The sequence below is a fragment of the Chryseobacterium ginsengisoli genome, assembly GCF_039542325.1.
Classification (GTDB): Bacteria; Bacteroidota; Bacteroidia; order Flavobacteriales; family Weeksellaceae; genus Chryseobacterium; species Chryseobacterium ginsengisoli.
In genome coordinates this window covers 201,187-212,643 of record NZ_BAABHX010000006.1, presented here as the reverse complement: position 1 = coordinate 212,643, position 11,457 = coordinate 201,187, and the positions used below count along the sequence as shown (strand labels likewise).

9 protein-coding genes are annotated in these 11,457 nt (G+C 33.7%); all 9 read left to right on the top strand.

The window, feature by feature from the left end:
* Nucleotides 1–29 precede the first annotated feature (29 nt).
* A complete protein-coding gene (locus ABD940_RS17670; RefSeq protein WP_345206909.1) occupies nt 30–776 on the top strand; it encodes a glycerophosphodiester phosphodiesterase family protein in 747 nt (248 codons plus the stop codon).
* 338 nt (nt 777–1,114) lie between these two features.
* The gene (locus tag ABD940_RS17665) at nt 1,115–4,078 is read left to right on the top strand and encodes a SusC/RagA family TonB-linked outer membrane protein (protein ID WP_345206907.1); all 2,964 of its coding nucleotides are present in this window, start codon (nt 1,115–1,117) and stop codon (nt 4,076–4,078) included.
* Nucleotides 4,079–4,090: 12 nt separating this feature from the next.
* A complete protein-coding gene (locus tag ABD940_RS17660) occupies nt 4,091–5,542 on the top strand; it encodes a SusD/RagB family nutrient-binding outer membrane lipoprotein (RefSeq protein WP_345206905.1) in 1,452 nt (483 codons plus the stop codon).
* Nucleotides 5,543–5,630: 88 nt separating this feature from the next.
* The gene (locus ABD940_RS17655) at nt 5,631–7,214 is read left to right on the top strand and encodes a calcineurin-like phosphoesterase C-terminal domain-containing protein (RefSeq protein WP_345206903.1); all 1,584 of its coding nucleotides are present in this window, start codon (nt 5,631–5,633) and stop codon (nt 7,212–7,214) included.
* 169 nt (nt 7,215–7,383) lie between these two features.
* Nucleotides 7,384–8,097: a 3-ketoacyl-ACP reductase gene (locus ABD940_RS17650; RefSeq protein ID WP_345206901.1), complete on the top strand. Its 714-nt coding sequence runs from the start codon at nt 7,384–7,386 to the stop codon at nt 8,095–8,097.
* A gap of 513 nt (nt 8,098–8,610) precedes the next feature.
* The gene (gene prmA / locus ABD940_RS17645; RefSeq protein WP_345206899.1) at nt 8,611–9,438 is read left to right on the top strand and encodes a 50S ribosomal protein L11 methyltransferase; all 828 of its coding nucleotides are present in this window, start codon (nt 8,611–8,613) and stop codon (nt 9,436–9,438) included.
* 18 nt (nt 9,439–9,456) lie between these two features.
* On the top strand, nt 9,457–10,302 hold the full coding sequence (locus ABD940_RS17640; protein ID WP_345206897.1) for an SH3 domain-containing protein: 846 nt from the start codon (nt 9,457–9,459) through the stop codon (nt 10,300–10,302).
* A gap of 63 nt (nt 10,303–10,365) precedes the next feature.
* Nucleotides 10,366–10,842, top strand: coding sequence for an SMI1/KNR4 family protein (locus ABD940_RS17635; RefSeq protein WP_345206895.1), 477 nt, complete (start codon nt 10,366–10,368; stop codon nt 10,840–10,842).
* A gap of 14 nt (nt 10,843–10,856) precedes the next feature.
* On the top strand, nt 10,857–11,357 hold the full coding sequence (locus ABD940_RS17630) for a hypothetical protein (RefSeq protein ID WP_345206893.1): 501 nt from the start codon (nt 10,857–10,859) through the stop codon (nt 11,355–11,357).
* Nucleotides 11,358–11,457 lie beyond the last annotated feature (100 nt).

Genomic DNA, 11,457 nt, shown 5'->3' with positions numbered 1-11,457 from the left:
ACTTTTGATTTAAATATCTAATTTATATTATGAAAAATTTTATCTTAGGGTTCGCAGTTTTAAGCACAGTAGTAATGAAGGCACAAACCCAGATTGTCGCGCACAGAGGTTATTGGCAGACGCAGCCACCTACGACGGAAAATTCTTTAAAATCGTTGGAAAATGCACAGAATTCGAAGATTTATGGAGCGGAATTCGATGTGAGAATGACTAAAGATGGTGTTTTGGTAATAAATCACGACGAACATCACGCAAAAATGGAAATTTCTGAAACAGATTTTAAAGAACTGGAAAAAGTAAAATTATCCAACGGTGAAAACTTTCCTACATTAAAAGATTATTTGAAGCAAGGAAAAAAAGATCAATCATTAAAACTGGTTGTTGAAATAAAGCCTGATAAAACAAAGGAAAAAGAAGATGAACTTACGGCAAAGACAATCAAAATGATCAAGGATATGAAACTTGGATCTCAATGTGATTTTATTTCTTTCAGCTTAAATATTTGTAAGGAAATTAAAAAACTAGAACCAACTTTCAAAGTTCAATATCTGAAAGGTGAATTGTCTCCACAGCAGATCAAAGATGAAGGATTAGACGGAATCGATTATCACTACAGCATTTTCCAGAAAAACCCAACTTGGATTGCAGATGCAAAAGCTTTAGGATTGATCACAAATGCATGGACAGTAAATGATGTTGCCATTTCAGACGAATTAAAAGCTCAGGGAATTGGATTTATCACAACCAACATTCCGGATCAGCTGAAGAATAAATAATTCCTTTATTAATATAACTTTTACAGCCTGTCTCTTTATTGGGATGGGCTTTTTCTTGTGAAATGGTTAAATTTTAGCTTAAAAAATTAATCTTTTAAAATCATCATGAATAAAAGAAAATTCATATTTTATCACGAAAAGACAATAAAATTATAGAAATAAACTTAATCTTTTGTATTAATAATCCTTAATTATTTTAACCTGTTGTTAACCAAATCAATGTGCGTTTTTGTTAAAATTAAATTAATATGGTGTTTAATATTTATTTAATAAATGTTAAAACCGTGTTAAAACTGTAATCATAATGTCGTTCTAATTTTGCGCAAACAAAAAAGGATATGCGTAAAGAGACACAAAAAGTACTAATATTATCATTATTAGGATTGGTCAGTGTGAATTTGGCGGCTCAACAAAAGGCAAAGCGAGACACCATTAAAACCATTGACGAAGTAGTGGTAACGGCTTTAGGGATTAAAAGGCATGATAAATCTTTAGGGTACGTTGCTGAAAAAGTAAATTCAGAGACATTTGAAGAGACTCAGAACAACAACTGGGCTCAGTCTATGGAAGGTAAAGTTGCCGGATTAAAAGTTCAGACGGCAGGAGCGGGACCGCTTGGAAGTTCCAGAATTACTTTGAGAGGAGAGAAGTCTATGGTTATGGATAATAACTATGCTTTGATTGTTGTTGATGGTATTCCACTGGGAAATTCCACTACAGGAACCGGAACGCCGGCTTATGGTGCAGGTTCAGGAGGTGATGTTCCGATTGACCTTGGAAACGGACTGAACAGTATCAATCCGGATGATATTGAATCTGTAACAGTTCTGAAAGGAGCTTCCGCTGCGGCTTTGTACGGTTCACGTGCGGCAAACGGAGCTTTAATGATCACAACAAAATCAGGTAAAAGCAAAAATGGAAAAATCCAGGTTACTTTTAATTCTTATTCAAGCTATGATACGGTATTAAAATGGCCGGATTGGCAATACGAATACGGTCAGGGAACTTTGACTAAAAATACTGCCGGACAATTTTATTATTCTTACGGAGCTTCTGCGGATGGAGTAAGTACAGGAGGTACAAGTAGTGCTTTTGGACCGAAATTCGACGGACAGTATTATTTCCAGTATGATCCGAATGTACAGGGGCAAAGTAAAGAAAGACAGCTTTGGAGAGCATATGAAGATAATATTAAAGGATTTTGGAGAACGGGTTCTACTTATTCCAACAGTCTTTCTGTAGAAAGTTCTAATGATAAAACGAATTTCAGAACATCACTTACTTATCTGAATAACGAATGGATGATGCCGAATACAGGATTCGACAGACTGAATTTTGCATTATCATTCTCGCATCAGCTTACAAAAAAGTTGAAAATTTCAACAAAATTGACGTTCAATAAAATGAGCAGTGATAATCTTCCTGCAACAGGTTATAACAATCAGTCGATTTCATATTTCATGATTTTCCAGAATCCGAATGTTGATTTGTCATGGTATAAACCGATTTGGAAAGCAGGACAGGAGCAGATCGATCAGATTCACCCTTTCAGTAGTTTTATTGATAATCCATATCTTATTGCTTATGAGATGCTTAATGGAGTTGATAAAAAAACAATTTTCGGAAATATTACCGCAGATTATCAGTTCAATAAAAATTTCAGCTTAATGTTGAGATCGGGGATTGAAGTTCTTAATGAAAAAAGAACAACTCAAAGACCTTGGAGTTCAGCGAACTACCTGAAAGGTTTTTACAGAGAACAGTATATCAAAAATCATGAATACAATAATGATGTATTGTTTTCCTATAAAGCAGATTTTAATAAATTCAATATTTCTGCATCAGCCGGAGGAAGTGTACGTTACAATCAGTATATAATGAATGATTATCAGGCAAACGGATTAAAAATTGCCGGAGAATATAATCTTACAAACGCTCTTGGTATCGATGTAAAATATCCTAAACCGGGAGATGAACAGGTTGACAGTGTTTACGGTTTATTGACTTTAGGATATGATAACAAATTTTTCGTAGATATTACAGGTAGAAATGATTGGAGTTCTACGCTTCCTCAATTCAACAGATCATTTTTTTATCCTTCTGTGAGTACTAGTTTTATTTTGTCGGATATTTTCAACTTAAAAAGTGAACAGTTTAATTATTGGAAACTGAGAGCTTCATGGGCAAAAGTAGGTATCGACGGTTCTCCATATCAATTAGATACTTATTATGATACAAGTTCTATCACAGGAAGTGTAGTGGCAAGAAATATATTTAATAATCCGAATCTTAAACCTGAAAAAAATGCCAATGTTGAAACGGGTATGGATTTTAGCGTTTTCAAAAACAGATTGAATTTTAATTTCACCCTTTATCAAAACATGAGTGAAAACCAGATCATCCCTGTTTCTTTACCTTACGAAAGCGGTTATTCTCAAAGAATTATCAATGCAGGAAAAATCAGAAACAGAGGATTGGAATTAGCATTGAACACGACACCATTTAAAACCAAAAACTTTACATGGACGGTGGGTGCAAACTGGTCTACCAATGAAAATAGAGTCCTGACAACTTCTGAAGGTTTTGACGGAATTATTTCGAATGTTGGAGGAGTGGTTTTTTATAAAGCTGTTGTAGGAGGTTCTTTGGGAGATATGTATGGTTTCAAATTAGCAAGAAATGAACAGGGACAGGTGATTTATGATAACGCGGGATTACCTTTAAGACCTACAGAAATCGAAAAAGTAGGAAATGCTTTCCCGAAATGGAGAGCCGGATTACAAAATGATTTCAGAATTAAAAACTTTACGATAAGTTTCTCATTCGACGGTCAATACGGAGGAGTTGCTTACTCTCAGTCACATCACAAAATGTCCGAACAAGGAAAGTTAACATCTACACTTCCGGGGAGGGATAATCCAAACGGAATGATCGTGGGAGATGGTGTTGTACAAAATCCTGATGTTTCTTACAGCCCGAATACAAAGCCTATTACTGTTGCAGCCTATTATGCAGATTATTATAGAAGAGCAAACGTAGAAACAAACAGTTTCAGTACGGATTTTATTAAGCTGAGAGATGCAAGAATTTCTTATTCTTTCCCGAAAGAAACTATAAAATCTTTGGGATTGCAGGATCTTACGCTGGCAATTTTCGGGAAAAACCTTTGGATGTGGACGAAGTTTCCAATGTTTGATCCGGAAGTGGCAACATTAGACAATTCTACCATTACACCGGGTGTGGAAATGGGACAGCTTCCGGCATCAAGAACGGTTGGTTTTCAGTTAAATGTTAAATTCTAAACTTTAAGAAAAATGAAAAAATTATTCATCAATACAGCTTTGGTTACTTCACTTTTTGTTTTTAATTCTTGTGACAGAAACTTTGAAGAGATCAATACAGATACGAGTAAAATACTTAATCCGTCAGTTGGGAGTTTGCTTGCTCCGATTCAATATGAAATGGCAAATTACGGGTACAATAGAGCCAATGGTTTCACATTCGATATCATGCAGATCGGTCTTGATTTTCCGAATGAAGGAAATACTTACAGTAGATATTATATGACTGAAGGAAGTGGAACCGCTGTGTGGAGCACTTCTTACAAATGGCTGAAGCAGGTAAATGACCTGAAAAATTTCGCTAAAAAAGAACAGAATAATAATTATCTGGCTATTTCAATGGTGTTGAACGCATGGATTTATTCTAATCTTACAGATTCATTCGGAGATGTTCCATTTTCTGAAGCTGTAAAAATTGATGATGGAATTGTAACGCCTAAATTTGATAAGCAGAAAGATATTTATGTTCAGCTTTTAAATGATCTTAAAACAGCCAACAGTTTATTCGATACAACGAAAGCTTTGTCTGAAACCGATCTTTTTTATAATGCAAACAACAACGTTGCAGGAATCATAAACTGGAAAAAATTCTGTAATTCTTTATCATTAAGATTATTAACGAGAATATTAAAAAGAAATGGAGAAGTAAATGTAAACGAAAGAATTCAGGAGATTGTCAGCAATCCTACAACATATCCTATTTTCCAGAATAATACGGATAGTGCGCTTCTTGCAATTTCAGGGGTTTCACCATATCTTCCGCCGATTGCGCGTCCACAGGATTTTACAGCTTACAGAGCTGCAGGAGAATTTTTTGTTGATGCAATGAAAAATAATAATGACCCGAGAATGAGTATGTTTTTTACTCAGGCAAAAGATCTGGCTACAAATGCAAATATCGGCTATAAAGGAGCTCCTTCAGGATATGCTTTGGGAAGTACTTTTACTTATCAGCCTTCCAACTTTAATCAAAATCTGGCGAAAGCACCTTTGAAAGATTTGATTATGACCTATTCTGAAGTTCAGTTTATTTTGGCAGAACTTTCTTATAAAGGAATTATTTCTGGAAATACACAAATTTTCTATGAAACTGGAGTAAAATCAATTATTGAGCAATGGGGAGCAACTGTTCCTGCAAATTATTTTACTAATGCAAATGTGGCTTACAACGGAACGTTTGACAGAATTATGCTTCAAAAATATATTTCTTTATTCTTTGTAGATCATCAACAATGGTATGAATACAGACGTACAGGACTTCCTGTTTTACCAAACAACGGGGGTCTTCAGAATAGCGGACAAATGCCTGTAAGATTCATGTACCCTACACAGACAAAAGTGATGAATACAGAAAATTATAATGCAGCAGTACAATCAATGGGCGGAGATAACATCAATGTAAAAATGTGGTGGAATAAGCCATAGAATTCATCAATAGGATCGGGCTTTAGCTTGATCTTAAGAAGAAAAATCAAAATTGGCTTTAGCCAAAACTTAATTAAACAATAATAAAATGAACATAAAATTTTTAATGCCGTGTCTGTTAATCTCAACAATGGCATTCTCACAGGCTTCTGTTTCTGGATATGTGTTTGAAGACAGCAACAAAAATCTTAAAAAAGAAAATAAAGAAAAGGGAATCGAAAATGTAGCAGTTTCTAATGGAAATCAGGTAGTTTTGACGGACAAAAACGGAAGATACAGCTTACCGATTCAGGAAGGTCAGACAATTTTTGTCATTAAACCTTCAGGCTACATGACTCCGGTGAATGGAAATAATTTACCTCAATATTATTATCAATATAAGCCAAAAGGTTCACCTGCAGATTTTAAATACAAAGGTTCTGCACCAACGGGAGAGCTTCCGAAAGAAATTAATTTTGCTTTAAACAAACAAAATGAAAGCAAAAACTTCGATATTTTGGTTTTCGGAGATCCGCAACCTTACACAGAAAAACAATTGGATTATTTTAAAAGATCAATTGTAAATGAAGTTAAGAATACCAAGAAAAATGCAGTGTTGGGAATCAGTTTAGGAGATTTGGTCGGAGATAATTTAAGCTTGCAAAAACCTTATGCAGATGTCATGAAAGAAGTTGGTTTACCTTGGTACAACGTGATGGGAAATCATGATATGAATTACGAAGCGAAAGAAGATCTGCTTTCAGACGAAACTTTTGAATCTAATTTCGGACCTGCAAATTATTCTTTCAATTATGGAAATGTTCACTTCATTATTTTGGATGATATTTTGTATCCGGATCCGAGAGATGGAAAAGGATATTGGGGAGGTTTTCGTGAAGATCAGTTGAAATTCGTTGAAAATGATCTGAAATTGGTTGATAAAAATAAATTGATCGTTGTTTCTTTCCATATTCCGTTGGAACATAAAAACGAAGATAACTTCAGAAATGCAGATCGTCAGAAATTATTTGATTATTTGACACCTTTCAAAAATGCTTTGATTTTATCGGCTCACACACATATTCAGCAACAGCTTTTTTACGGAAAAGAAGCGGGTTGGAATGGTTCAAAAGATTTGCATGAATACAACGTAGGAACAACTTGTGGTGATTGGTGGTCCGGAACTTCAGATGATGCAGGATTGCCGACTTCAACAATGAGAGACGGTACTGCGAAAGGATATTCTTTCATTAGTTTTAATGATAATGAATATAAAGTTAAATACAAAACAGCCGGAAAACCAGAAGATTATCAGATCAATTTATATGTTCCGAAAGCGGTTCCGCATCCCGGAAAAACTTCTGCAAAAATCTTGGCAAATTTCTTTATAGGAAGCAAAAAAGACAAAGTAGAATATAGAATTGACGATCAAAATTGGGAAGAAATGCAGTACGACGAAACAGTTGACCCAAGTTTTGCCATGTCAGTTTTCAAATGGGATACGACTCAGAATCTCTTTCCGGGAAGAAGACCTTCAAATCCTGAAATTTCAAAACACATCTGGACGGGAGATTTCTCTAAAAAACTTTCTTTAGGAAAACATAAGGTTGAGGTAAGAGCGATGGATATGTATGGAAATCAGTTCTCAACATCACAGGAATTCGAGGTTCAAAACTCGATTTTTATTCCTTAGTTTTCATTTTTTTACTATACTTTCAAAGAAACCGACCTCAATTTGAGGTCGGTTTTGTTTTCTGATACATATAAATTATGTTCACTATTCATAAAAAATCTTAACCTTAATCAAAGTCTAAATTAATCTTTCGTAAATTTGCTTAAACGAATAAATAATACATTTTAGTATGAACATAAACGGAAAAAATGCCATCATTACAGGTGGAGGAAGAGGTTTGGGAAAAGCTGTAGCGTTAGCGTTGGCAAATGAAGGCGTAAATGTAGGAATCACCGGAAGAAATGAAGAAAACCTTAAAATGACAGTCGACGAAATCCAAAAATTAGGTGTAAAAGCGGCTTATGCAGTTTTCAGTATTGATAATGAAATTCATGTAAAAGCAGGAATCGAATCTTTGGTGGAGCAGTTGGGAGGTGTTGATATTTTAATTAATAATGCAGGAATCGGCGACTTCGGATCAATCGAGGAAATGTCTTCTGAAACTTGGGAACAGGTTATTAAGACCAATCTTTTTGGAGTATATTATGCAGCGAAAGCAGTTCATCCGTTCATGAAGGCAAAAGGTGAAGGAGATATCGTAAACGTAGCTTCAACAGCCGGATTGAAAGGCGGTCCAAATATGTCGGCTTACGCAGCTTCAAAAGCGGCAGTAGTTTCATTATCACAATCGATGATGGCAGAATGGAGAAAACAAAACATCCGTGTTATCACATTGACGCCAAGTACAATCGCTTCTGATATGTCTATTCAAGGCGGTTTAACAGATGGAAACCCTGAAACTGTTCTTCAGCCTGAAGATTTCGCAGAATGGGTAAGAGATATTTTAAAAATGAATAGAAGAGCATTGATTGCAAACGGCTCTATTTTTTCTACAAATCCATAATTGAGAAGTTAAAAATTAGATACGAGAAATTAGTTTTTTAACTGTTGTTATATAAAAGCGGACTTCGGTTCGCTTTTTTTATGAGTAATATCTGTCATTCAGAACGATGCGGAATGAAGAATCTGCAATTTAGAATTAATCATTCATTATTTTTTTGGAGCTATTTCCCGCTTTCCATTACAATCTTTTTTTTCAAAAAAGGATTTTCATTGCAATCGGGGCTAGGATTTTTGTCTTTCTTCTCACCATTGGACATGACTTTACAATCGTTCTATTTATTATTCTAAATGAAGCATAATATAATAAAAATAGATTCTTCCTTCGTCAGAATGACATACGTTGTGTTCTTTGCTGAGTGAAACGCCTTTGCAAACAAAAAATATTCTCAATAATTTCAAAAAAACTTGATGCTTTTTGCGTTAAAAACACTTCGACATAGCTCAGTATGACATCTCTAATACTAACAGCTAAGATTGTGATGTTAATTCTTTATTTTTGCAACAAATTATTCACATGCAAAATTATTTAGAATTCGATTTCAAAATTTCTCCGCTTCAGCCTTGGAGTGATATTTTAATGGCAGAACTTATTGAGATAGGTTTCGACAGTTTCACAGAAGAGTTGGAAGGTATTTTAGGATATATTCAGAAAGATTTATTTAATGAAGAAGATTTGAAGACGCTTCCGCTTTTTCAGAATGAAGAAGTAAAAATAGAGTACACATTCAAAGAAATGCCAAACATCAACTGGAACGAAGAATGGGAAAAGAATTTCGAACCGATTAATATTGATGATAAAGTATTGATCAGAGCAGAATTCCACGAATCAGTTCCGGGAATGCACGAAATTGTTATTCAGCCAAAAATGTCTTTCGGAACAGGACATCATCCAACGACTCATTTAATGATTCAACAAATGATGGATATTGATTTTAATGACAAAAAAGTTTTGGATATGGGTTGCGGAACGTCTGTTTTAGCAATTTATGCAAAACAAATCGGGGCAGGAGATACAAAAGCAATCGACATTGATGAATGGTCAGTTGAAAACTCAAAAGAAAATGCGGCAAGAAATAATGTTGAATTAGACATCGAATTGGGAACCGCAGAAAATTTAGGAAAAGAAAATTACGATATTATTTTAGCAAATATTAATAGAAATATTTTGATTTCAGACATCCCTACTTACGTTTCCGTATTGAATGACGGTGGAAAATTATTGCTTTCAGGATTATGTTTCTTCGATGTTGATGATATTCTGGAAGTTTGTAAAGAAAATAATTTAGAACTGAAAAAGAAACTTCAACGTGAAGAATGGGTAAGTTTATTGCTTGAAAAATAATCACCACAAAATAGTAATATGAAAAGTTTTTTTACCGTTTTATTTTTATTCATTATTCAGCTTTTGTCTGCGCAGGAAGAAGATTACGTTTATGCAAACGGAGTTTTCAATTTTGAAGAAAATAAAACACAAAAAATATTCACTGACTGGACGAGAATTCGACAATCACCAAATGTTAATGCCCAAATCATGGATTCTCTACAAACCAATCAACAGATTTTGATTCTTAAAAAAGATGAAACCATTCTGAAATTGGGAGAAAGAAGAGCCAATTGGTATAAAATATCGTATCAAAAAGATGATAAAACTTCTGAAGGTTATGTTTGGGGTGGAAACCTTTGTGTTGGTTACAGAAATAAAAATGGCTACGATTTTCTTTTCGGTTTAACGAAAACGATCAATAAAAAAGACAAGGAATATCCGGAAATTAATATCCAGCAAAATATTGCATCAGTAAAAGTTGTTGAGGGAAATACCTTGATTGATGAGGTTTCTTTTGAAACGGGTTCCGCTGAAAGTTTAAGTTATGGAACCTTTAATATCGAAAGCAATCATAAGCTCCAAAATGTAGAATTAACCTTAAAAGCCACTGTTTCCGGTGAAGCGTGTGGAATTGCAAGTTATGACCAATATATTTTATTTAAAGACAAAAAACTGGTTCCTTTGCCTCAATTGATGAACGTTGGAGATGCCGATGTTTATTATCACACCGAAGAATTTGTTTTCCCAAATGATAAAAGCGGAATTCCAAACACTTTTATTTTTAAAATGGAAGAAATGGAAAAGGATGAGAAAGATCGTGAAAAGAAGAAAAAAGCTTCGAAAGTTTATTTGTGGAATGGAAATTCTTACAAATTGAAGTAGGAAATTTTTAATGATAAATTTGAAAACCACTGTATATTTACGGTGGTTTTTAATTTTTATATCATGACAAAAGAAGGACTTTTTGATCTGAAATTATTAAAAAAGAATTTTGAGGAAAATGAAGCAAAGATTTTTCCTTCCAATTTTGATGAAATTAAAGCTTTCCAAGATAAATATGATGTTGAAATTCCACTGGATTTACGGAATTATTATTTAGAAGTAAATGGAAGTGGAAATGAAACCTTGGATAATCTTTATGAATTTTATAGTATTAATCGGACTAAGAAAATCCATGAAGAATTAATGAATTGGAGAGGGATCCCAAATTATGGTAATTTAAATTTTGTTGGAGTAGAAAATGTTTTCGTTTTTGGAGAATACGAATTTAATCTTTACGCTTTCGGAGTTGAATTGCGTCAAAATATTTCGTTGGAAAATAGAATTTTTATTCTTTGTGGAGAATATTTTAGAATCATCGCTAATAGTTTTACAGAATTTGTAGATTTATATTTAAATAAACCAGAGGAAATTTATATTTAAGTTAAATAAATAGTATGGATTATTTTGTGTATGCTCTTGAGCATACTTATATGGACGAAACCCATCGTGATAGTAAGTTTTTAGGATATTTTAACGATGCTGACAAAGCGGAAAAGGAAAAGCAAAGATTATTACATTTTCGCGGATTTTCAGATTATCCCAATGATTTCTATTTGAAAAAAGTTGGATTAAATAAGATAAATTGGCAAAACGGTTTTACAGAAGTTGTAGGTGAAATAGGAAGAGATTATTTACCAGAAGATGATTTTGTTCCTGATTACAATCAAATAATTAAAGAACTAGATTTAAAGACGGTCTTTAAAGTGAGTCATACTTATACAATTCATACATTTTTGGATGATGAACGGGAAATAGGCGTATTCTCTGATGAAAAAATGGCAAACGATGTTGTTGATTTTCTCAGGCAAAAAAATGGATTTAATAAGTATCCGGACGATTTTATAATTAGTGAAATCTTATTGAATGATTGGCAATGGAGTTCAGGATTTGGATAATATCTGAAAATTGTCTGAAAAAAGTTATTATGAGTTTTCGAAGAATTAAATAACAATAGGTATGATAAACAAAAAACTCACAATTTCTTGTGAGTTTTTT

Coding starts and splice junctions, on each gene's coding strand:
- ABD940_RS17670 (WP_345206909.1), top strand. CDS start 30: ATGAAAAATTTTATCTTAGGGTTCGCAGTTTTAAGCACAGTAGTAATG.
- ABD940_RS17630 (WP_345206893.1), top strand. CDS start 10,857: ATGGATTATTTTGTGTATGCTCTTGAGCATACTTATATGGACGAAACC.
- ABD940_RS17665 (WP_345206907.1), top strand. CDS start 1,115: ATGCGTAAAGAGACACAAAAAGTACTAATATTATCATTATTAGGATTG.
- ABD940_RS17655 (WP_345206903.1), top strand. CDS start 5,631: ATGAACATAAAATTTTTAATGCCGTGTCTGTTAATCTCAACAATGGCA.
- ABD940_RS17635 (WP_345206895.1), top strand. CDS start 10,366: ATGACAAAAGAAGGACTTTTTGATCTGAAATTATTAAAAAAGAATTTT.
- ABD940_RS17640 (WP_345206897.1), top strand. CDS start 9,457: ATGAAAAGTTTTTTTACCGTTTTATTTTTATTCATTATTCAGCTTTTG.
- ABD940_RS17660 (WP_345206905.1), top strand. CDS start 4,091: ATGAAAAAATTATTCATCAATACAGCTTTGGTTACTTCACTTTTTGTT.
- ABD940_RS17650 (WP_345206901.1), top strand. CDS start 7,384: ATGAACATAAACGGAAAAAATGCCATCATTACAGGTGGAGGAAGAGGT.
- prmA (WP_345206899.1), top strand. CDS start 8,611: ATGCAAAATTATTTAGAATTCGATTTCAAAATTTCTCCGCTTCAGCCT.